The 24,361-nt window shown below is 54.7% G+C and carries 9 protein-coding genes; 5 read left to right on the forward strand and 4 right to left on the reverse strand.

What is annotated here, in order from left to right; translation table 11 throughout:
* Positions 1–237: 237 nt before the first annotated feature.
* On the reverse strand, positions 238–1,878 hold the full coding sequence (locus tag BLQ82_RS28360) for a cellulase family glycosylhydrolase (RefSeq protein ID WP_062519199.1): 1,641 nt from the start codon (positions 1,876–1,878) through the stop codon (positions 238–240).
* Positions 1,879–2,606: 728 nt separating this feature from the next.
* Here BLQ82_RS28360 and tyrS point away from each other — a divergent pair.
* Positions 2,607–3,866, forward strand: a complete 1,260-nt coding sequence (gene tyrS, locus BLQ82_RS28365; RefSeq protein WP_062519201.1) for a tyrosine--tRNA ligase — start codon at positions 2,607–2,609, stop codon at positions 3,864–3,866.
* Between the two features lie 356 nt (positions 3,867–4,222).
* Here the strand turns inward: tyrS and BLQ82_RS28370 are convergent, their stop codons facing one another.
* Together BLQ82_RS28370 and BLQ82_RS28375 are read right to left on the reverse strand one after the other, a co-directional pair.
* Entirely contained in the window at positions 4,223–4,804 is a 582-nt protein-coding gene (locus BLQ82_RS28370) for an LOG family protein (RefSeq protein ID WP_062519203.1), read from the reverse strand.
* Positions 4,805–5,058: 254 nt separating this feature from the next.
* The gene (locus tag BLQ82_RS28375; RefSeq protein ID WP_062519205.1) at positions 5,059–5,925 is read right to left on the reverse strand and encodes a hypothetical protein; all 867 of its coding nucleotides are present in this window, start codon (positions 5,923–5,925) and stop codon (positions 5,059–5,061) included.
* Between the two features lie 318 nt (positions 5,926–6,243).
* Here BLQ82_RS28375 and BLQ82_RS28380 point away from each other — a divergent pair, with 318 nt between their 5' ends.
* From BLQ82_RS28380 to BLQ82_RS28395, 4 genes are read left to right on the forward strand one after another with little or no spacing between them, the layout of a single operon-like run.
* A complete protein-coding gene (locus tag BLQ82_RS28380) occupies positions 6,244–12,411 on the forward strand; it encodes a non-ribosomal peptide synthetase (protein ID WP_074648776.1) in 6,168 nt (2,055 codons plus the stop codon).
* 13 nt (positions 12,412–12,424) lie between these two features.
* Positions 12,425–13,612, forward strand: coding sequence for an MFS transporter (locus tag BLQ82_RS28385; RefSeq protein ID WP_062519206.1), 1,188 nt, complete (start codon positions 12,425–12,427; stop codon positions 13,610–13,612).
* Positions 13,609–22,812, forward strand: coding sequence for a type I polyketide synthase (locus tag BLQ82_RS28390; protein WP_062519208.1), 9,204 nt, complete (start codon positions 13,609–13,611; stop codon positions 22,810–22,812). Before BLQ82_RS28385 ends, BLQ82_RS28390 begins: the two co-directional genes overlap by 4 nt.
* 11 nt (positions 22,813–22,823) lie before the next feature.
* Positions 22,824–24,014 (forward strand): Acg family FMN-binding oxidoreductase, encoded by a 1,191-nt coding sequence (locus BLQ82_RS28395; protein ID WP_062519210.1) that lies wholly within the window; start codon positions 22,824–22,826, stop codon positions 24,012–24,014.
* A 23-nt stretch (positions 24,015–24,037) separates the two neighbouring features.
* Here BLQ82_RS28395 and BLQ82_RS32455 read toward each other — a convergent pair.
* Positions 24,038–24,361, reverse strand: a 324-nt coding sequence (locus BLQ82_RS32455; RefSeq protein ID WP_208861959.1) for a hypothetical protein, incomplete at its 5' end; no start/stop codon positions are given.

The following is a 24,361-nucleotide window of genomic DNA, read 5'->3' on the forward strand; positions in this document are numbered from 1 at the left end:
GTCCGCTGATCTTTAGGATTGGAAATCGTATCTTGTATGTACCGTGATCTGGTGGGCAAGCAGTGATGCTTCTTGCATTATACACCAGACGGTCTATTTTTGAAGAATCGGAGGCGGGCGCTTATCCCGGCGGGAGTGAGCAGAGCTGCAAAAAGGGAAGTACCGCAAGCCGCAAGCGGCCGCCGGTACTCCCCTTTTTTAACATATCGGTTAATATGTTTCACGCCAACAATCAGCTTAGGGCTGTACACCCGAGACCAGCGTGCCGTTTTGGTACAATGTAATATGGTCCCATAGGCTGTAGGCTGTTTTGGCCGCGTCGAAGGAGTAGTCGTTGTTTTCGTTGAAATTACTCCAGTCGCTTTTGAACAAACGCAGCTGGATATCCCCGGTCTGTTCTCCAGCCTGGAGACTTCCCGCCTCTGGGGTAAAGCCGACTTCCACATAGGAATCCGCAGCCGCGGCATTTGCCGTTCCAAAGGCAAGCGTAATATGGGCCGCACCCGGCTGTGCCCAATCTGTTGCGCCGTTTAGCGCCTGTGTTCCGTCTTTGGTGAAATAGTAACGGATCTTCAGCCCGCTTAGACTGACGGCGGAGCTGCCGTTGTTTTTGATATTGAAATGGGGCTTGATCTGATTGTCGTTCACATTCGTATCCGCCGCCCGGTAGTACAGCGCAAGCGCTCCGGGTGTTGCAGTTGGAGTCGCGGAGGGAGTAGCGGTCGCAGTTGGTGTAGCGGTTGCAGCCGGTGTCGGTGTAGCGGTAGCGGTAGCCGTAGGAGTTGCAGTAGGAGTTGCAGTAGGTGTCACGGTAGCCGTTGGTGTGGGTGTAGGTGTTGTCCCGTTGTCGGGTACAGGCACATAACCAGGGGTGGTATAGATTTTGTTGAGCACTGAAGTTGCCTTTGTGCCATAGGGGCCGTTCACAACGGATGTACCCCAATCCGACAGGCTGCCGGCAGGACCGCTGGCCAAATCGAGATATTCGACTCCGCCGCCGTTTCCGTACCAGGACCACGCGAGCCAGCCGACCCCTTTTTCCTGCGAATAGCTCATAATGGCTGCTTCATCGACGTCTCCGCCCGAATGCTTCCAGCCGAACTCTCCGATGATGACTGGCACGCCAATAGCCAGGGCATTGTCTATATTGCTTTTTACCGTAGCGGCAGACCCGCCGGAATATTCGTACATATGAATGGAAAATATTGTATTCTCAAGGGGATCAGAATGGAACACGGCATTTCCGCTTGTGAAAATAGAGGATGGGTACTGTCCCCAGCCTGCAGCATCCACGACCAGAGTATTCTTGATGCCGGCTGCCCGGAGGGCCGGAATGGCGGACTGATAGCCGCTGGCCCAGGCCGGCGTGCTCCAGGAGCCGAACCATTCGTTGGCGATATTGACGATGACCCGGTCTTCCCTGCCGATGAGGGCATCCTTGATGCTGATCCAATAATTGACGGCTGCGTTCAGCGTGGAAACGTTGTCCGAACCCGTCGCGTCATGTACCTCAAGCATGGCGGTCAGCTTGTACTGGTCGCAGAGTGCGAGGATGTTCTGCACATCGGACAAGCTGTCGAGGGACCACTGGCCCCCATTCGAGAGTACGATGCGGACTGTATTTGCGCCGGTAGCCGCAATCGCGGGAATGGCTGCAGCCAGGTCGTTTTTATACCAGGTGTGTGCATGATTTACGCCCCGCATGACAAAAGGGCTGCCAGTGGCATCGATTAAATTGGTACCGCTTACATGAAAACCCTTGACTGAAGTTCCTGCTGCTGCCGCCTGCTTCTGTGGGATCGAGAGGGAGAGGATGAGGATAAACGTTAGGGCCAAAATACCAGTGATCCGGAATGAAAAATGCTTGCTCGCTTGCATGGATAGTTCCTCCTTTAACGGATTTGGATTTGCTATCTATATCTGCATACTCCCAGAAGTGTGCGCGGTACGCGGCCAGACCACCTCCAATACCCATATATATCCAATATAACATATGAATATTTGTTTGGGAATCACTATAAAAAAATAATAACAAAATAAAAAAACGTTCAAATTTAAAAAAGGATCATCTTGTTCCTCACAGCTTAAGAAAGAATGGAGTGTGCGGAACATTGACAACAAATTTCGAATTGACTATACTTTCAGTAATCATATAGCTGACATACGTTGAACGAGACAGTAGCAGCCTTTGTCCCTGTCACAGAAAGCCGGGGGGGATGGAACCCTGGCACACACATGGACTGCGAATTACACTCTGGAGTATCTTGGGTAATGCCAAGCGGAAATCAAGCGAACGATACCTCGCTTAAGAGTGGTGCGGACTCTGCCGTCAGGCGGTTCGTGCAATCTGGGTGGTAACACGGTTAATTATAGTCGTCCCTGTGTCTGAATAGACAAGGGGCGATTTTTTTGTGCGGAAATATAAGGCTCGCTGTGCTTCATACCATCCGTGGCCCTTATATTTCTCGCTGAAACAGAATGCGTCCCTCAGGACGGATGAGCCGTTTCTAATCGCTTGATCCACCAGAACCGAACAAGGGTGCAGCGCTGCTCGGTTCAACGTACAGCAGATGGATACGAAATATTGACAAAGGGGCTGGATTGGCTTGAACATTATTGATGAATTGGAATGGCGCAACGCGATTAACCAGCAGACGGATGCGGAAGGACTGCGGGAATTAACGAATACCAAGTCCGTTTCACTCTATTGCGGTGTTGACCCTACGGGCGACAGCATGCATATCGGCCATTTGATCCCCTTTATGGTGCTGAAACGCTTCCAGCTTGCCGGACACCGTCCGGTGATCCTGATCGGCGGGGCTACGGGAACGATCGGTGATCCGAGCGGACGGCAGAGTGAGCGCTCCCTCCAGACGCTGGAACAGGTGCAAGCCAATGTGGACGCGCTGACGGCGCAGATGAAGAAGCTGTTTGTGACTGAAAGCGACAATCAGGTGCGTATGGTCAACAACTATGACTGGACCCACAAGATTAACGTCATCGAATTCCTGAGAGATTATGGCAAGAACTTCAGCATCAACACCATGCTTGCCAAGGATGTTGTCTCCAGCCGCCTGGACAGCGGAATTTCGTTCACGGAATTCTCCTACCAGATTCTGCAGTCACTGGACTACCTGCACCTGTACCAGCATGAGGATGTGCAGCTGCAGGTCGGCGGTTCTGACCAATGGGGCAATATCACCAGCGGCCTGGACCTGATCCGTAAAAAAGAAGGGGCGGACGCCAAAGTATTCGGCCTGACCATTCCGCTGATGCTGAAATCGGACGGTACGAAATTCGGCAAAAGCGCAGGCGGCGCGATCTGGCTTGATCCGAAAAAAACAACACCATACGAGTTCTACCAGTTCTGGGCCAACAGCGACGACCGCGATGTGGTGAAATACCTCAAATACTTCACCTTCCTGACCCGGGAGGAGATCGAAGCGCTGGCGGAAAAGGTGCAAACCGAGCCGCATAAGCGCGAAGCGCAGAAGGCGCTGGCCGAAGAAATGACCCGCTTCGTTCATGGCGAGGAGCTGCTGGAACAGGCGAAGCGTATTACCGCAGCCCTGTTCAGCGGAGACATCCGTTCCCTCACTGCGGAAGAAATCGAGGAAGGCTTCAAGGAAATGCCGACCTACACCTCCGGCAAGGAATCGAAGAATATCGTGGATTGGCTGGTCGATCTGGGCATTGAGCCGTCCAAACGCCAAGCGCGTGAAGATATCACCAAGGGAGCGATTTCGCTTAATGGGGAGCGCGTCACCGAACTCGGGGTGGAAGTGACGGCTGAAGACGCCATCGGCGGGCGCTTCATTATCATCCGCAAGGGCAAGAAGAATTACAGCCTGGTCAAGCTGGCCTAAGGCACAATATACGCAGCAGACATAGGGCTGTCCCGTCCGCAGGGCTTTTACTGCAGGATGAGGACAGCCCTTTATATTTTTTGCTGAAACGGCACTGGGAACGCAGAATCGGGACAGACGCGGAAAGCTTCAGGGAGTGAAGTGGAATTAGGGAACTTAAGTGGACTGAAAAGCGTTCCTGCATAGGTAATAGTTGGAATTAGTAGACTTAATCTTAGCAAATTCACCTGAAAGGGGGGATAGGCCGGATTAAGTCTACTTTTTCCCGCAAACGCGTGCGGGAGAGCGGACTGGGGAAGAATTAAGTTCACTTTTTCCACTTGCGGAACTATAAGAACTTATGTGTTCTGCACTGGTCAGGTACGCTCATCCGTGAGGTACGTCTTCACCGGCGGCGGGGAATAGTTCAGGAATTGCCGGACCATGCCCCCGGGAGAGACATCGGTGAGGACCATTGACCGGTGTTTGTCCGGCATGAACTGTTCCCGGGCCATCTGGTCAAACAGGGCAATCAGCGGATCGTAATAATGATGTACATTCAAAATGCCGCAAGGCTTCCGGTGCAGTCCCAATTGCGCCCACGTAAAAATCTCAAAGTACTCCTCCATCGTCCCCGGGCCGCCGGGTAAAGCGATGAAGCCTTCAGCCAGCTCCGACATTTTTAGTTTGCGTTCATGCATCGAATCCACCAGGATCAGTTCCGTGAGATGCTTGTGTTCGATTTCCCGGCTTTTGAGAAAATGGGGGATGACCCCGATCACGTCCCCTCCGGCTTCCAAAGCGGCATCCGCCACCTCACCCATGAGGCCGACGGTCGCCCCGCCGTAGATCAGGGTGATGCCGTGTTCTGCCAGTACTTTTCCCAGCGCATGGGCGCTTTCCTTGTAGACGGGTGAAGCTCCATCACGTGACCCGCAAAAAACAGCAATGCTTTTCATAGGTGAATAACTCTCCTTTGCTTGAGTAAGATCAACTCACCGGAAGCCGTCTCCAGGAGTACACTTCTAACGGTAGCATATTGATGAGCTGATTGCACTTCCCTCTGTCTGAATGGGAGTGGGAGTAAGGAACAGGGCAGATTAAGCAGAGGGGGAAGAGGGGGAGGGAGGGAAAATCGGCGATGGAATCGGACCCTTTGGCCCGGCAGACCCTAGTCTCGCAGGGGACTTCTCAGCAGGAACAACAGCCGCAGCTATTCCTGCGGCTGCAGCGCTTTAACGTTGATTTGCTGCCATAATCTATCCAAGCCTTCCGCTATCGGGGTTATGACGCTGCTGCTCTTAAGGTAACCATTGTGGCATAAAGGGGTCCAGCTTTTGATGAGTGTTCCAACATTGACGTCCCGGTCTTCAGTCACAACCTTATCATAGGCAGGGTGAATACTCTTGAGCGGATAGGCCAGCACATCATCTTTATCGTAGAAGTTAATCCATTCGCCTGGAATCTGCGGATGCTGAGCGGAGAACCCTTTGCTGGGAACCTGGATCGGCTTGTCTAACTCAGGAAAGCGCAAGCCCCACAATGGCAGTGTAGTTCCACAGGAATAGAACAGCGACAAGGTGTCTCCCCGTTCCAGTGCAGAATCCGGATTCAGGATTGGAGGTTTCCGGTGGCCATACTGCAAATCGTAAAAGAAATTGCTTGCAATCACAGTCCCCAGACTATGTGAAATGACACAAAGCGGTGCATCCGGTCCGGCTTCAGCGCTTAGTATGTTTAATTGCGTGCTTATCGTCTTATGAACAGCCTCATAATTATCTTTCCCGTCTTCCAAGGGCTGGTAGGCCACGGCATCCGCTAAGTAGTGAATCATGAACTCTCTAAGTTCTTTATAGCGCAGATTGTAAGGAGATCCAACCAGGCACTTCATTAATTCTTCTTCCCGGTTAGCAAAGACAGAAGCCCAATATACCGGCTTAATCACGATTCGCTGACCGGGCTCTTTTTCTCCGCTTACCGCCGAGAAGGTCTTGTGCATTTCTTCAATAAATTTATCTGCAAAGTCCTTATGCTGGTTGCCTAACCCGTGAATCACAATCACTGCCAGCTTCTGTGGCATGTCAATCCCTGCTTTCTTCTGATTTACTATTAAAATGGAGCCAGCTAAAAGTGTCGGCTCCCTTTAGTTTGTCTTAATGGACTGGAGTTAATGCGGCGGCCAAAACCGTACTCATTACTAATCCAAAACTGAAGGGATTCAGGGGAAGCCGGACTCATTGATAACATCCATTTCGTAAAATAGATGTTAAATTTTATAAAATAAGAGAATTTAGGTAAAACATCATTGACACAAAATCCCATTGCAAGGTAAAAATCTTATATAAGATTATTTGTAACAAAAATTATGGATGCGAGGGGGAGTGGCTTAGTGAGTGAAATGTTTGTGCGTTCATCAAGTGCTTCAAGCGGCACTAGTCAAGCAGTCTATCAGCTGGTTTCAAATGTAACAGGTCATAGGATCGAAGATTTGAATCCGGATATGTACCTGGAAGATGATCTGGGGCTGGATTCCATCAAAATGATTACCTTAATGAATGAATTGATCGGTCTGGTCCCGGCAGAGCAAATGGATGCTTTTACGGCCGCATACCCGGTGACTGCCTTGATGGGTCTGCAATCCGTCGGTGAGCTTGTGCAAATTTTTGAGGAATGGGAACATGCCCGGCGGCTAGGGGCAGAGGTACAGACTGCGGCCAGTACTGTGCTTCAAGCGCAAGAGGAGACCTGGTCGGAGCTTGCTGCAGTCCAGATTCAATCCGCTGCGCCAGATCTGCGCGAACAGTTGAAAATAGAGGTTTGCAGGCTGATCTCCAGCATTACCGGACATAAGTCTGAAGATTTGCATTCGGATATGGAGCTTGAGCGGGATTTGGGCCTGGATTCCATTAAAATGATTACCTTAATGAGCGGGATGGTTTCATTGCTCCCTGCCGATTCATCCGGTGGACACAGCGAAAGCAATTTAGTAACGTCGCTCATGTCCATGCATACGGTTGGAGATATCGTGGAAATGCTGGCTGTCCGCAAAGAAGGAAACAGCGGTAACCTGACGGTTGCAGGTGACGAGAACCCTGTTGTGACGGAGATTCCTGAAAATGATCCTGAATTTCTTGAAATATTACATTCCCAATATTTATTTCTAATCACCTATTTGTCGGTAGCCAACCTGACCATAACGTCAGGGGTGCGCCTGCGGGGGAGGCTCGATGCCGAAAGCCTGCGGAAGTCGTGGAGCGAGGTCATCCTCCGTCATCCTGTACTACGGGCTGTGTTCATTGCAGAGCGGGCGGACGCGAGCTTGAAGGGGTATCGTCTCCAATTGCTGAAGACTGCGGTGCCGCCGGAAATTCCCGTCCTGGATATCAGGCATCTGGATGAACAAGCCAGGCGCCAGTGGACCTCGGAAAGGTTCGAAGCCTCACTGAATGAAAAAATTGATATCACCCGCTGGCCGCTGCATTCTTTGTCAGTTATCCAAACGGCTGACCTGGAATACGAACTGATTCTGGACATCAGCCATATGATCTCGGACGGTCTGGGCAACCAGCAGATTCTGAGAGAACTATTGGAGATTTATGGGGCGAAATCACATAACAAAGCGGCCAAGCTGAGGCCCGCGCTGCCAGCCGGGGAATATAACCGCATTGTATCTGAAATCAATGCCTGGAATGCTCCGGGAGAGATGGAGGCGCTGGACCGGTACTTGCAGCAGCAGGGCCGTGGAGCCTACTTCTTCAACCCCTTCGGAACAAGCCGCAAGGCAGATGCGGCAGGTACTGCCGGAGCCGTAATTCATTCCCGCAAATACTGGGTCGGCGAGGAAATAACAGCACGGCTGATTGCTTCTACCAAGACCTGGCGCACCTCTCTGTTCATTCTTCTGGTCAGCGCCTATCTTAAGACGATCAAGCAGCAGGGGGAAGAGCGGAATCGGATTATTCTGAATCTTCCGACAAGCGGCAGGCTGTACCCCCACACGGATGCTTCGGAGGTGCTCAGCGCCTTTGCCCAAAATCTTGCACTCAGCTTCACCTGCGGGGATGCGAGTGAAGAATGGGAATCATTAATTGACAGAACACATGAAGAATTCACCAATCAATTATCCTCAGGCATAGACAGGGCGCAGACCTACAGAGCTGCGCAGTATGCTAAAGACACCATCCATCTGCAGAACGGCGTTATGCCGGAAGCGGTGGCCTCCATGATCCGCTCCACGTTGAAATCAAACCTATATCTTTCATTCGTAGGCAATACATCCATACACAAGCAATATGGGAATTACGAAGTTTATGATTATGAGGCTTATACAGGAACCAATCCGGGAACGATTGACTGCCTGGCTGAATTGTTTCAGGGCAGGCTGATGTTCACGGCCAACTATGACAGCAGCTTTTTTGATGATGATTATATCGGAGAGCATATGGACAGGTTCATGGACAACCTCAGCCAGCTTGCCGGAATGGAGCCTGCGGGCAAGCCGGTGCCTGCCACAGTAGATACCGGAGAGCCGCAAAGCGCGGAAATAAGAGAACGGCTGTACGGAATAGCCCGGGAAATTTGCGGAACGGCGCTTGACGAGGAAGCTCTGTTCAAGGATATGGAAGCAGAACTCGGGATGGATTCCCTGCAGCGCATCCGGCTGATTACCAGGCTGGGCAAAGTATTCGGGCATGCCGACAAGGCGTCATTGCTTGAATGCAGGACCCTTAATGAAATTATTACCCAGATTACACATGTAAATAATGCGATTGAACCGGCAGGCCGGGACTCTGCTGTAGAAATTCCCTATCTCCATATTTCCCGGCAGTGCAAGGCAACTCCCGATGCGGTTGCGATATTGGACGGTACAGGGGAGGTTACCTACCGCGAGCTGGACGAGCAGTCCAACCGGCTTGCGCATTATTTAATTTCACAAGGGGTGCGTTCGCAGAGCCTGGTCGGTATTCTAACGCTCCCGGGCCGTCTCATGCTGACGGGGATTTTGGGGATTTTGAAGGCGGGAGCGGCTTATGTGCCGCTTGATCCGATGTATCCCGCTGACCGGATCGAATATATCGCGGAGCATGCGCAGCTCAGTATCCTGCTTACAGAGCAGTCGCTGCAAAAGCAGGCGGACCCTATAGTACAGAAGAGTCCTTCTATCCAGAAAGTAGTCTATCTCGATGAAGGGTATGAAGCCCGCGGCCATTTTGAACAGTCGGGAACGGAAGAGTGGCAGAACTGCCCCGCCGGCGATCTGCGGGTGGACAGCGCCCCTCATGATCTGATGGTTGTTCTGTATACATCGGGTTCAACCGGAAAGCCCAAGGGAGTCATGCTGAATCACCGCGGCTATATGAACCGGCTGGAATGGCACCAGCAGACCTTCAATCTTCAGCCTGGCGAACGTGTGGCCCAGAAGACCTCCTGCTGCTTCGATATTTCCGTGTGGGAGCTGCTGTGGCCGCTGATGTACGGCGGAACGGTATGCCCCGTAAGACAGGAGGTTGTCAAGAATCCCTGGAGCCTGGCCCGGTGGATGACGGACACCGGAATCAATGTCATGCATTTCGTGCCCTCGTTGTTCGGTGAATTTGTAGATTCATTGGAGGATGAGAGCTATACCTTTCCTGCGCTTCGCTGGCTGATTTTCAGCGGGGAGGGACTGCCGCTCAGCCCGGTGCAGAAATGGATGGACCGCTATGGAAGGAAGACGAAGCTGGCTAATCTGTATGGCCCTACCGAGGCCTCTATCGATGTTACTTTCCACATCATTTCAGGGCGGCCGGGTTCAGCAGGTGAGCTGAGCATTCCCATCGGCAAGCCGATTCCCGGCGTATATATCAAAAATCTGGATGAGCACATGCGTGAAGTGCCCGAAGGTGAACTTGGCGAGCTGTGGATCGGCGGCATTCAACTGGCCAAAGGGTATCTGTATAACCCGGAAAAAACCCGCGAAGCCTTCCATCCCAACCCGTTTCCGGAGATTCCGGGAGAATTTATCTACCGCACAGGTGATTTGACGGTCAAAAAGGCGGACGGAAGCTATGAATACCATGGACGCATCGACAACCAGGTGAAACTGCGCGGGTTCCGTGTGGAGCTGGGCGAAATTGAAGCTGTGCTGGGCAGCCATGACCAGGTTGCTGAGGCGGCGGTGATTGTCACCCAGCCCGCGCCCGGACAACAGGTGCTGCTTGCCTGCCTGGCTGGCAAGCAGGTGCCGGACCAGGAGATCAAAGATTTTGCCGTCCGCAAGCTTCCGTACTATATGATTCCGCACCGGCTGGAATGGCTGCCCAGGCTGCCCAAGAATCCGAACGGCAAGCTGGACCGCAAGGCGCTGAGCGTTATGTTCAGCGGGACGGGGCAAGCGCCTCAGGCGTCTCAAGCGCCTCAAGCGTCTCAAGCGCCTCAAGCGCCTCAAGCTTCAGAGCTCCTGGTTCCTCCGGCGGAGCGTGAGCCGCTGAGCGCAGGGGACCTGCTCCCGCTTGCGCCGGCGCAGAGCTGGCTGATGAACTATTTCGAAGATCCTTACTGCTGGGCGGGCTATACCCGCTTCCTATACAAGCAGCCGCTGGATTTCCAGCAGTTCAAGCAGGCCGCCATGATGTTGAACCGGCGCCATGACGCGCTGAGAAGCATTCTGGAGCGGAAGGATCACGGCTTTGAACAAAGGTTTCTGCAAGGAGAGCTGGGGGGCAATGTGGATTTCTATGATGGAAGCCATATGGAAGAAGCTGAGAGAAATGAAGAAATTCAGCTGATTCTGACAAAAGCGGTTCAAGGGTTCCGGGTGGACCAATGGCCGTTATGGCGGATCATTGTCGTTCAGGTATCGGAAGCGGTCTATGAGATTGCGGCGGTCGGGCATCACCTGATTTCGGATGTGGTCACGAATCAGCTGCTGCTGCAGGAGGTCTGGCAGATTTACGCTTCACTGAGTCCGGGAGCCCGGCACATAAGCTTGCCCGATGCCAAGCCGTTTGCCGATTTTGTCCGGGCGGTCCAGGAGAAGAAAAGAATCCATGGGAAAGAGTACGCAGGCTACTGGTCCACACATTTCCCTCCTGAATCTGTGTGCAGGCTGCCGGCAGATTTCATCAAGGGACCTAATGATGAGCAGTCTGCTGCGACTCAGCGCTTCACTTTTGACCGGGAGCAGACCTCGCTGCTTCTGACCAAAGCCAAAAAGCATTTCAAAAGCAATGTATATCCGATTTTGCTGGCTCCTCTATATAAGGAGATGAGCGTTTTTTTCGGACAGCCGGAGGTTGTTGTGAGCCATCGGGTGCACGGAAGAGAATTGGGCGGCGGACAGAACTTTATGCAGACACCGGGCAACTTTGCAGTGAATTTTCCGCTGGGCATAAATGTGGAGAAGGACAGCCCTTGGAGCAATCTGATCGCAAGCATCCGTAAAGGTCTCGAAAATGTGCCGCTTGGCGGAGTGAGCTATGATCTGGTATCTGAGAATCTGCCGCGCTACATGTACCCGGATGTGAAGCTGACTCCAATCCGGGCGAACTATCTCGGCAACCGGGATGCCCCCCGCCTGCCGGACCTGGAATTCTCCAGAGAAGGCATGGACCGCAGATTTTCACTGCCGGGTCAAAAACGGATATCGGTCATTGAATTCTTTTTCTCCATTGAAGAAGGGAAGCTGACCGTTGAGATCGAGTACTCCGCCAATCTTTATGCTGCTGCTACGATTCAGGGTCTGGCTGAACAGTATATGGAGCAAGCACTTGAGCTTATGGCGTCGATTCAGGATACCCCGGTGCTGCCCCCGGCTCGCAGAGAAGGATTGCTGGCCAATAAAGTAGCGGTCATAACGGGCGGAAGCAGAGGCATCGGACGGAGCATAGCCCTGTCCATGGCCGGTGAAGGGGCCGACATTGTGCTGGTATCCAGGTCCGGGCAGCAGCTTCGGGAAACTGCGGATGAAATCCGCCGGCTCGGGGTGAAGGCCATGTCCGTATCCGCCGATGTGAGTGACGCCCCAAGCGTCAATAAGGCGGTTGAACAGATTATAGAACGCTTCGGCCTGATTGATATTCTTGTCAACAGCGCCGGAATTACCGGCATGGCGGCGATGGCTGACATGAGTCCGGAGGTGTGGGAGTCGATCATCCAGGTGAATCTGCTGGGAACCTATCATTTCTGCTATGCGGTGATCCCTTATCTGATCAAGCAAAAGCAGGGCAAGATCATCAACATCGGCTCGGATTCCTCATTTATCGGCTATCCGATGATGAGCGCCTATGCGGCATCCAAGCACGGGGTGCTCGGACTGACCCGTGCACTGTCAGAAGAGCTGAAGAACAGCAACATTCAGGTGAACGCTGTGTGCCCGGCGCTCGTGGACACCGGCATGGCACCGGCAGCGTTCAAGGGGCGGGCGATTCCTCCGTCCGGGGTTGCGGACTCGGTGGTGTTCCTGGCCTCTCCGCGTGCGGATTATATTACCGGCGAGGCTGTACAAATCAACGGCAAACAAGATATGCACTGGTTCGGGGCACAGCAGATGCAGCTGCTTCAAGCCGTGCAGCGCAGACAGCCGTAATGGGGGCGGTGTGATGGAACAAAAAACGCACGTGACAGGAAGGCTGGGTGACCTATTTGGAGGCGGGAAAGCCGTTATTTACGGTATCGCCCTTCTGGTAGGCACCTCCGTCGGTGTCATTAATCCGCTCTCCACCACTCACATGACGGCGAATCACGGACAAGAAATATGGATAGGGGTGATCTCCTCCTCCTACTTTTTCTTCATGGCACTCGGCTCGATGGTTGCGGACAGAACGATGAGAGGCACCGACATGAAGTTGGTCATTACATCAGGCCTGCTGCTTACGGCGGTCTGCTCGGCGCTCTTCCCTCTGTTCACCGTAAATGCAGTCTGGCTGTTACTGATGTCACTTATGGGTATAGGCATCAGCTGCAACATGATGGGGCTTCAGACGGCGCTCCACAGTCTCACGGGTGAGAAAAGTCTGGGGATGGTCAGCGGAATATACAGCCTGTGTTTTGCGCTTGGGCTGATTGCCAGTTCTGCACTTGCGCCGCAGGTCTATGACCGGGTGGCCTGGCTGCCGTTTGCATTCAGCAGCTTCTGTCTCGTGCTTGCTTCAGCCATTATCTATTTTAAGCTGCCGGGTGCACTGGTCATTCCCGGGCGTAGCGGGGAAAAGGTGCTGTCCAAAGTCAACCTGCCGCTGTTCGGTGCTTTTGTCTACGGGTTCGGCGAAACGATTGTGGTGTCCTTATATCCTCTGTATCTGATCCGTGAGCATGTTGCCGTTGCCCAGACGGGGTATGGATTAAGCATCTTTGCCGTCGGCAGCATCCTCGGCTTGCTGCCGGTCACCTATCTGGCTGACCGGATCGGATGCAAGAGATGCCTGATTTTATGTGCAGCTATCTCGATCTTTACCCTGCTGGGCATTGTGACTTCCGGCAGCATGCCTTTAAGACTGCTGTTCTCCTTTGCCTCCGGGTTCATCATCGGCCCCCTGTACCCTTTGGCGATGGCGCTTACGGCCCAGGAACTGACGCCAGGGGAGAGATCCTCAGGGAACGCTTTGTTTACCACATTTTATGGTTTTGGATCAGCGGCGGGTCCGTTTTTATCCTCAGTAGCCATGAATGCATGGGGCAATCAGCATTTATTCACTGTATGTGTGCTTCTGTTCTGCCTGTTCCTTGCCCATGCGGCAATAACCAGAAAAGGATCGAAAGTAAGGGTAACGAAGGAGGAAATATTGTGAGCAGTTCCAAACGGAAGAAATCAGAAACCAAGCTTTCCATCCTGAAGGGCGAAAGCATCACCGGCAGATTTACGGAAATGGAGAATCTGGCCAATGTGCTGGTTCACGTGTCCGGCAATACAGACCGGGGCATTACCTTCCTGCAAAATGACAATTCAGAGTTCTTTCTCTCCTATCTGGCCCTCCTTGAAGGCGCAACCCGCCGTTTGGGCGGCCTGCAGGAGCAAGGTTTTACACCAGGCCAGTATGCGCTTATTCTGCTGGAGGACAGCCGGGAATTCGTTCTTACGTTCTGGGCATGCATCCTGGGCGGGATCATCCCCGTACCGGCCTCCTATCCTGCCTCATCGAAGGTCATCAATACCTCCCTCAGCAAGCTGCAGGCGATATGGGAGGTCCTGGAACGGCCGCTGATCATCTCGGACCACAGCCTCGCAGAGGCACGGGATGAGATGGAGACTACACTCGGCATCAGCGGCCTGCGGATTCTGGAAGCCGCAAAGCTGGATACAGCCGGTCGGGACGGAACCCATATGCTGGCCGGGGCGCATACTCCGGCGATGATTCAATTCAGCTCCGGGAGCACAAGTGTGCCGAAAGGAACCATTCTGACCCATGATAATCTGCTAACCAATATTGAATCGATTATCACCAGCTCAAGGATGTCGGAAGATGACCGTTCCCTAGGCTGGATGCCGTATCACCACGACATGGGTCTGATCGGGTTCCATCTGTCCACGGTGGCCTGCGGGATTAACCAGTTCAATATGACGCCGATGAAATTTGTAAAAAGGCCGACCCTGTGGCTGGATATGATCGACAAGCACCGGATTACCTTCACCGGCTGCCCGAATTTCGGGCTTCGGCTTGTCAGCAGCAGAGTGAAGGAAGAGCAGCTGAAATCCTGGGATCTAAGCTCGCTCCGGCTGCTCTATAACGGTGCCGAGCCTATATCGGTCAAGACCATGCGGGAGTTCATGGACAAATTCGTGCACAGCGGGCTAAAACGCAGTGCGATGTATCCCGTATACGGAATGGCGGAGGCCTGCCTGGCGGTCAGCTTCCCCCGGCCCGGCGAAGAGCCGCTGGTCCATTCCGTCAACCGCGAGCGGCTGGTCGGTGAATCGCGGATTGAGGCCATCGGCGAGAACAACAGGCATGCCTCATTAATTGCCGATGAGGGCTACCCTGTGACGGGCATGGAAATCCGGATCGTGGACGATGCTTCGGGTGCAGTCGTTCCCCAAGGAACGGTGGGCGAAATTCAGATTCGCGGCCGCAATGTGACTTCAGGCTATATAAATAACCCGGAGGCTACCGCGCGGTCATATCAGGACGGATGGCTGAAGACCGGCGACACCGGCGTTGTTCTGAACGGGCGCTTATCGGTAATCGGAAGAATTAAAGACATTATCTTTGTCAACGGCCAGAATTTCTTTGCGCATGATATTGAAGCGGTAATGGAGGAGCTGGATGGGGTCGAGCCGGGCAAGATTGCCGTGTGCGGCTGGCATGATGAACAAGAAGGACAAGAGAGAGTCGGGATCTTCTCAACGGTACGGCTGCAGGAGCAGGAGGTTAAGCCGTTCTATGCCAAAATACTCCGTCATGTGAACGAGGTCATCGGCATCGCTATAGACTATGTGTCTCTAATCCGCTCCATCCCCAAGACGACAAGCGGCAAAGTGCAGCGGTTCGTTCTTGTAGAGGCCTTCCGGAAGGGAGAGTTCCAGGATAAGTCATATTCCGCCGCGTATTTCGCAGAAGAGACTAAGGGGCCTTACTCTCTGGAGGAACCACCCCTGGAGGCACCGTCCCTGGAGGTGCCATCCCTGGAGGCACCGTTGCCTGTGGCGGCTCCCGGAGCTTTTCTGGACAAAATTCGCGGCGTCTGGGCTGAAGTGCTGGGCCGTCCGGCTGCAGCGATTCCGTATAACCAATCGTTCATGTCCATGGGAGGCACCTCGCTCAAGGCGATACAGATTCTGGGCGCTTTGGAGGACGAACTGCGCATTGAACTGACGCATGATCTGCTGATCAAATGCCGCACCATTGAGGAGATGGACAGCTATCTGGCCCGCAGAGTGAACGCGGGCGGCAATCCGCCCTCTGCCGGGGAGCAGCAATCCGCTGCCGTTCAGGGAAGCGGCAGCGGCGATGCAGCTATAGCGGTGATTGCGATGGCCTGCCGGTTCCCGGGTGCTTCAAGTCCGGAGGAATTCTGGAACAATCTGCTGCAGGGGAAGAATTCCATCGGTGAAGTGCCGGGAGACCGCTGGAATATTGATGATTATTACAGCCCTACACCGGAATTTGGCAAAATCTACTGCCGTAATGGCGGGTTCCTTGATAACCCTTATGGCTTTGACGCCGCTCTGTTCGGCATTTCCGGGGAGGAAGCGGCGGTGATGGACCCGCAGCAGCGGATCGTGATGGAGCTGGTATATGAACTGATCGAGCGGGCCGGTTATTCAAGGCAGCAGATGAATGGCAGGAATGTCGGGCTGTTTGTCGGAGCGGGCGGCAATTCCTATTTCGAATATCACCTGAATACCTTGAACCGGATGAACCTGCAGAGCTTTGACAGCTTTTCTACGCTGACGAGCGTGCAGCAGGAGCGTATTATGGAAGAATGGAAGCGGAAGCTGGGGGTTACGGGAACCCATCCTAACCTTCTGGTGGATAATATCGTCAATATGATTCCGGCACGGACCTCCCAGGAATTCAACTTCAAAGGGCCAAGCATGGCGGTAGATACCGCCTGCTCCTCTTCCCTGGTCACGCTGCATCTGGCCGCAGACTCCATCCGCAGGGGGGAATGCGAATCCGCCATTGCCGGCGGCATTCATCTTATGCTGACGCCGGCCTCCTATCAATATTTCAGCAGCGCCGAAGCCTTGTCTCCCACTGGACGCAGCAGCGTGTTTGCGGCTGACGCGGACGGCTTCGTTCCGGGCGAGGGTGCCGGTCTGGTCATGCTGAAACCTTTGGAGCACGCGCTGAGAGACGGCGATCCGGTGCTGGCGGTGCTGAAGGCCAGCGGAATCAATAATGACGGGCATTCCATCGGCGTAATGGCCCCGAATCCGGATGGGCAAAGGGAACTGATAGAATCACTATACATCAGGCATAATCTCAGTCCGGCGGATGTGCAGTATGTGGAGGCTCACGGAACAGGCACCAAAATCGGCGATCCGAGCGAAGTTAGAGCACTGGACAGTGCCTTCAAGCGCTGGGGGCTGCTGCAGCAGTCTGTTGCCATTGGATCGGTGAAATCCAATATTGGCCATCTGTTGGGAGCGGCGGGCATTGCAGGCTTCATCAAAGTGGTAATGGCGCTGCAGAACAAAATCATGCCGCCGCAGATCAATGTTTCCACTCCGAACCCGATGCTGAGATTTGAGAAGACGCCGTTCTATCTGCTTGCCGCAGCCCAGGAGTGGCCGGTGGCCGAAGGAAAGGCCAGAAGAGCGGCGATCAATTCCTTTGGCTTCGGCGGCACCAACAGCCATATGGTGGTTGAAGAGGCGCCCGCACAGGCATCGGCAAGTGAAGCGGGGCAACCGGTGCGCGCCAAGCATATTATAGGGCTGTCCGCGTTGACTGAGCCGGCGCTGCAGCAGAAGATGCTGGAGCTTGCGGCATTTCTGGAGCAGCACGGGGACTATCCGCTGGCGGATGTCTGCTACACCGAGAATGCCGCGCGAACCGCATTGCCGCACCGCTTCCATGCCGTGACGGATTCGCTTCAGGATCTCATCAGAAAGCTGCAAACCGGAGTCCCGGCCGCTGCCCCGGTTTCTCATTCACCCGCAATGGCCCTGATGTTCACCGGACAAGGCTCGCAGTATGCGGGTATGGGCAGAGCGCTGTACGAAGGACTTCCCGCCTTCCGGAAAAATGTAGACGCCTGCTCCGCGGCGTTTGAGCCTTATCTGGACCTGAAGCTGACGGACCTCATCTATGGCGGAAAGGCCGATGACAGTCTGCTTGCCCAGACGCAGCTTACCCAACCGGCCGTCTTTACACTGGACTATGCGTTTGGACGCCTGCTGCTGGATGCAGGCATCCAGCCTGCTTATATGCTGGGGCACAGCATCGGAGAATGGACCGCCGCATGCCTCGCGGGCATCGTCAGTCTTGCCGATGCGGCGAGACTGGTCGCCGCAAGAGGCAGGCTCATGAGCGGGCTTCCGGCTGCCGGAGCCATGGCTGCCATATTCACTTCAGGCAGCGCGTTGGAAGAACTGCTGCAACCTTTTGCCGGTTCCTTATGGGTTGCCGGATACAACATTACGCATCAGGTGGTCTCCGGCAGCAGCGAGGCGGTCGTGGAATTCCTCTCTGTACTGCAGGCGAAGGGAATCGGGGCCAAACGGCTGAATGTGTCCCAGGCCTTCCACACTCCGCTGATGACCCCGATGCTGGAGGCGTTCAGGAAGGAGCTGGAGGCGACTGTATTCCATGCGCCGCTGATTCCGGTGATCTCCAATGTCACTGCCGGAGTGATCGAAGGTCCGCCTGCGGCAGAGTACTGGCTGCGGCATATCCTGGAAGCTGTCCGCTTTGAACAGAGCCTTGCTTACGCACTGGACCAGGAGGTCTCGGTTCTGATTGAATGCGGACCCGACGCTATCCTCGCCGGGATGGCAGGAGGGCTGCGGCACCCGGGCAAGCCGCTGGTGCTGCATGCCCTTAGCCGCAAAAAGGACCCATGGGACACCTGGCTTGGCCTGCTCGGCCAGCTGCATTGCCTTGGCGCCAGACTGGACTGGGAGGCTGTGGAGGAAGGCGGTCTTTTTCGTAAAGTCCCCCTGCCGGTCTATCCTTTTGAGCATAAAATCTTCAAGCCCGATTTCGGAGATGCTTCCGGCTCAGACTCTGCTGTAAATGCAAGGAAGTGGCTCCATGAATGGAAATGGAGACCCGGATCGCTTCCGGAAGACAACAGCCTTGCGGCCGGGGCGGTGCTGGTATGGAAGGGGGAGACGGAGTTCGGAAGGGAACTGGAGAGCATGCTCGACACTGAGCGCAATCCTGTCTTTTATGTAAGCTTGGGTAATGAACCGTATTATGACGGGGATCGCAGCTTCACTATACGGATGGATAGGGAGGAGGATTACAGCGCCATGCTGCGCCAGCTGCCGGGCGCGGTCTCCGCCGTAATTCATTTGTCCAACTACTCGCGGGAGAAGCTTGGGACCCCGGAGCTTTTAACGGACATCCAGGCGGTGAACGATGGAATTTGGAGTCTTTATTTCCTCGGCCAGACGCTGGTGCTGCAGGGGCTGAGCGATGTGCGGCTAGTCATTGTGACGAATAAGGCGTTCAGGCTGGAGGGGGATCAGGAAGCAGGGAATCCGGCACAGGCGGCAGCGGCTGCAGTGGGTCAGGTCATAGATCTGGAGCACGAGGGGATTCATGTCTCGGTGCTGGATATGAACAAGGAGGACTATCGTTCAGGCCAGGATTTTGCCGCCGCCCTGCACGCTTCACTGAAGCTGAGGACCGATGGGGAATCTGTCACTGCGATCCGCAGCGGTACCGCGTATTTGCGGAGCCTCGAACGGATGCCGGAGCAAGCTGCCGGGGAAGTGTATGAGCCATGCAGCGGCGAGACCTACCTGATTACCGGCGGCACAGGGCTTGTCGGCAGCCGGATCGCCGGAGCGCTTGCCCGGCAGGCGCGGATCAATCTGGTGATTACCGGCCGCAAGCCGGTTCCGGCCGACCCCGGACTTCTCCTGGAGCTGGAGAAGCTGGGGGCACAGGTGATGTATGCGGCGGTGGATGTCACCAGCCGTGCGCAAATGGAGGAATTGCTGGACCGCATTCATGAAGTCTATGGACCGCTGCATGGTGTCATTCATGCCGCCGGCCAGATGGAATATGCTCCGCATAAGCTGCTGGCCCGCAGCCAGGACGAGATCGAACAGGTGCTGGCTCCCAAGTGGCAAGGCACGATGATTGCGGACCTCGTCACCCGGCAGGAGCCGCTGCGGTTTTTTGCAGCCTTGTCCTCGGTCTCGGCTTCCCGCAAAGCCTGGGCTTCCGGGCTTGGGGATTATGCCGCGGCGAACGCGTTCTTGAACGGCTACTGCATGTACCGGGCAGGGGACAATGCACCGGGGCGTTCCTTATCCGTTAACTACTCTCTCTGGAAGGATACGGGGGCCGGGACGGACTTCGGCAAGCTGGTTGAGCTCGCCCTTAAGGGACAAGGCTTGCAGCCGCTTGCCCATGAAGCAGCAGCGGCTGTTTTCCTGAGAGCCTTGTCCTCTGCCGGGTCTGATATCGTTCATGTGCTCGACCTCGCGGCGCCGAAGGCGCAAAAGGAACATTCCGCACTTCCTCCCAGGCAGCAGGAGCCTAGGCGGGTGGCGGAACGGCCGTTCATCCATCGCTCCGCGAGAGAAATCAGGGATATTGTCTATCAGGCCATCGGTGAGGAATTGCGGATATCCGTCCGCCATCTGGAAACGGGCATGAATTTCACAGAGCTGGGTCTGGATTCGGTTGGAGCGACGCGGGTGGTTGCCGACATTGGCGGCAAACTGGATACAGAGCTTTATCCGACCCTGATTTTTGAATATCAGACGCCGGAAGCTCTGGCCTCGCATATTGCGGAGCAGCTGACGGAGGACTCTGCGCCTTTTGCCGCTACAGCTCTGGAAACAGCGGGCACAGCTGCTGAATCCGTCCGGGAGGAGCATCAGGACATCGCCATCATCGGCATGGGTCTGCGTATACCGGGGGCGGACACTCTGGAGGAATACTGGGAACTGCTGCATAGCGGCAGAAGCGCCATCCGTGAAGCGGCTCCCGGCAGATGGTCGGATGACAAGCACGTGAACACGGATGCAGGCGTGCTTCATACCTCCTATACCGGCAAGGGCGGGTTCATTGATGCCCCGTATGATTTTGATCCGCTGTTCTTCGGCATGTCGCCCAAGGAAGCGGAGTCTGCAGACCCGCAGCAGAGAATTTTCCTGCAGATTTGCTGGGAGGCCTTGCAGCAGGCGGGATACGGCGGGAAGTACCGCACCCGCAAAATAGGGGTGTTCGCAGGCTGTGAGCAGAACACTTATATGGAGCATTTCGCTAATTACCGTTCCTTTATGCTGATTAAGGAACGGTTGCTGGACAGTCCGGCCTTCAGCGGGATGCAGCCTGCTGAGCGGCAGGAGATTCTCTCCCGGATCTCCGGCGTGCTGGAGCCTGCAAGGCTGGTCGCCGATGCCGTTGCCGGAAACGGCCTGAATGAAGTGGCCGCGCGGGTCAGCCACTGCCTTAACTTGAGCGGGCCGAGCCTGATCGTGAATTCCGCCTGCTCCTCTTCCCTGGTGGCTATCCATATGGCCTGCGAGAGTCTGCGGACCGGACAGTCGGAGATGGCGCTTGCCGGAGGGGTGAATCTGAACCTCAGCCCGACGCCGTTTGTGTCTCTGAGCCGGGTAACCGCGCTGTCTCCAACGGGCGAGTGCTATCCGTTTGACCAGCGGGCGAACGGAATGGTTCTGGGGGAAGGGGCAGGCGCTGTGCTCTTGAAGCCGCTTCATGCCGCACTCCGGGACGGCGATCATATCCACGCGGTGATCAAGGGCTCGGCAGTCAACAATGACGGGCGCTCCCAGGGAATCACTGCACCAAGGCCACAAGGCCAGGCCGAGGTGATCCGCGACGCGTTTGTGCGGACCGGCATTCATCCGGAGACGGTATCCTATATCGAGACCCATGGCACAGCCACACCGCTGGGAGATCCGATTGAGATTGAAGGCATGACACAGGCATTCAGCAGCTTTACGGACAAGAAGCAGTTTTGCGGCATCGGCTCCGTAAAATCATCTGTCGGGCATATGCTGTCTGCCGCAGGGGTGACCAGTCTGATCAAGGTGGTGCTGTCCTTGAAGCATCAGATTCTTCCGCATACGGTAAATTACGAGCAGCCTAATCCTAATATCGATTTTGAGCATTCCCCTTTTTATGTCGTCGATAAGCATCCCCGACGGTGGGAAGCTGCCGGAGACATTCCGCTGCGGGCCAGCGTGAACGCCTTCGGATTTGGCGGAACCAATGCCCACGTTATTCTGGAGCAGGCGCCGCCGGAGGCAGTTGTTCTCCCAGATTCGCCGCAGCTTGCCCCGCAGCTTCTGCTGCTTACGGGCAGAAATGAACTTGGGCTTAGACAGGTTGCCGGCCGGCTTCGGGCTTATCTTGCGGATAAAGAAGAACTTAGCGCCGCTGCCGTCTGCCGTGCGATGAACCGTTCGCAGAAGGAATTGCCGGTCAAGGCCGCAGCCGTCGTAACCTCCAGGGAGCAGTTGGCCGGCATTCTCTCCGCTGTCGAAAACGGCGAGAGCTTGGCCGAGATCCTCAAAGGCCGGGCTAATCCGAACAGAACGACTCCGGTCCAACTGGTGCTTGACGGCGGAAAGGTCTTGAGCAGCCAGGAATGGGATGCTGTCAGTGCACGGTTCCCCGGCTTCGGCCTGGCTTACCGGGAGGTCATGGAGGCAGCGGGTGGAGCAAGTGGGCAGATCGAATGCCTGGCTATCCAGTTTGCGCTTGGCAAGCTGCTTCTCGATGCTGGCATCCGTCCTTCGGCTATTCTTGCCGAAGGGGCCGGCATTCTCGCAGCCCTGGTGCTTACGGGACGAATTACGCTGCGCCAGGCTGTTCTGTTCATTCAGGACGGACGGGAGCCGGCAAGAGAGTCTTCGCCTATTCCCGAAGGGCTTGTGAAGTGTGCGGTGGTCATTCCTTCTGGAACCGTTGATCAGCTGTACATGGATGGTCTTTGGCCGCTGATCGCAGAGTCCATGGTGAACAGTCTGAAGCTTACAGACTATGAACACTCATTGGAAGCGGGCGATACGCTGCTGTACTGCGGCAGCCAGCCGCGCCGGGACAGCCTGTCCCTTGAGAGTATACGGGGAGTTCATACCCTCTGCCTGCAGCTTGAGCATGACCCTGTGGAGAATTTGCTGCGGGCCATGGCGGAGCTGTATGTGCTGGGCGTGCCGTTTGATCCGGCAGGACTGTCAACTCCAAGCGGGCGAACCCTGCCCCTGCCGACCTATCCTTTTGAATATGCGGCCTATAAGGCGTCGTTCGAGGATGAAACTTTGCTGCCTCAAGCATCAGGGACTCCATACGTTGATTCGTTCTCCAGGCAAGGTCTCAAAAAAATAGAGGTATAAAGGAGAGGGCCATGAGCAAGCGTGCCAAAATATCTATGATCATACTATTATCGGTTGTTATTCTGCTCATCCTGCTTGCCGGAGCGGTATTGACGGCAAGCGGCGTATATAAGAAAGCCAAGTATCTGGACCCCTGGAAACGTGATTACGTTGACCAATTCCAAGATCCGAGAGTGAAGCTGGCGGCCTTTGGCTTACTTGCTCCCAACGGACACAATATGCAGCCCTGGAAGATTCGTCTCGACAAGCAAAATCCGCTTAAGTTCTCTTTGTACACGGACAATACACGCCTCGCACTGGAATCCGATCCGGTGGCCCGGCAAACCATGGTTTCACAAGGTACCTTTCTGGAATATATGAAGGTTGCCGGAGAACAGCTGGGCTATCGGGCGGCGGTCAGGCTTTTTCCGGAAGGGGAATATGATGAGCAGAAGCTTAGCGAGAGTATGGACCAGAAGCCTGTAGCGGAAGTAACGCTAACCAAGGCACAGCCTGCGGCTAATCCGTTGTTTGATTATATGTTTTTGCCGGATACCAACCGGATGGCTTATAAACCCGACCCGTTGACTGCGGAGCAGCGTAAGCGTCTGGAGCAGACCAATACGGATGAGGTTCTGAAGGTAACCTTCACGGATGCTCCGGCGGACATCAAAAAGCTGGGAGAGTACGGTATAGAGGGTACAGACATCGAAACCGGACTTAAGCGCATGAATGACGAGTCGGCAGACATTTTCCGTTCGAATGAGAACCAGAAGAACAAATACCGGTACGGTTTTTCGTTTGAAGGGCAAGGAACCACGGGCGTGAAAAAGCATCTGCTGCAAGGCATGATTACGATCGTCCCATCCTTTAATAATGAGGAAGCTTCGACGAAGCTCGCTGTCGATGCGGCCCGGACGGCAGCCGAACATTCTCCGGCGTATGCACTGATTCTCAGTAAGGACAACAGCCGCACAAGCCAGGTAAAAGCAGGCATGCTCTACAGCCGGCTCCTTCTCGCCGGACATGAGCAGGGACTGGTGATGCAGCCGCTGAGCCAGGTGCTGGAGGAGTATCCGGAGATGAAGGCACCGTATACCCGAATTCATCAGGAGTATGCTCCAGGCGGTGAAACGATCCAGTTCCTGATCCGCGTGGGCCAGCCGACACAGGATACGCCGCTGAGCATGAGAAGAGAGGTTACCGACCTGATTGCAGACTGAGCGGGGCACACTTTCGCTCTCTGTTAATGATCAATGAACTTTAGAGCGCCGCTTCTCCTGTGGAAGCGTAAATTGACAAGGCAATGCCAACCGGATAAACCGGAATAATTGATCACCGGCCGGACCACCTGAAACACAATAGAAGCCAGAAACAGCTGGCTTTTATTGTGTTTTTTTGCTGTGGATAAGTTGTGAAGGGGATAAGAGTCTTTTTGTCTGATTCGTCCAAAGGACGAATGTGGACCGGAAAACAACGGCAGAAATGCTGTTGTGGAAGCGCCAAAGGTCAGTTTGCCTGGAAACAACGGCAGAAATGCCTTTGTTGAAGCGCCAAAGGTCAGTTTGCC

This window comes from Paenibacillus jilunlii (genome assembly GCF_900102965.1).
GTDB lineage: Bacteria > Bacillota > Bacilli > Paenibacillales > Paenibacillaceae > Paenibacillus_AQ > Paenibacillus_AQ jilunlii.

Bases quoted from the DNA above. Each gene is read 5' to 3' on its own strand.
- BLQ82_RS28360 (WP_062519199.1), bottom strand. From the start codon at position 1,878: ATGCAAGCGAGCAAGCATTTTTCATTCCGGATCACTGGTATTTTGGCC.
- BLQ82_RS28370 (WP_062519203.1), bottom strand. From the start codon at position 4,804: ATGAAAAGCATTGCTGTTTTTTGCGGGTCACGTGATGGAGCTTCACCC.
- BLQ82_RS28375 (WP_062519205.1), bottom strand. From the start codon at position 5,925: ATGCCACAGAAGCTGGCAGTGATTGTGATTCACGGGTTAGGCAACCAG.
- BLQ82_RS28380 (WP_074648776.1), top strand. From the start codon at position 6,244: ATGTTTGTGCGTTCATCAAGTGCTTCAAGCGGCACTAGTCAAGCAGTC.
- BLQ82_RS28385 (WP_062519206.1), top strand. From the start codon at position 12,425: ATGGAACAAAAAACGCACGTGACAGGAAGGCTGGGTGACCTATTTGGA.
- BLQ82_RS28395 (WP_062519210.1), top strand. From the start codon at position 22,824: ATGAGCAAGCGTGCCAAAATATCTATGATCATACTATTATCGGTTGTT.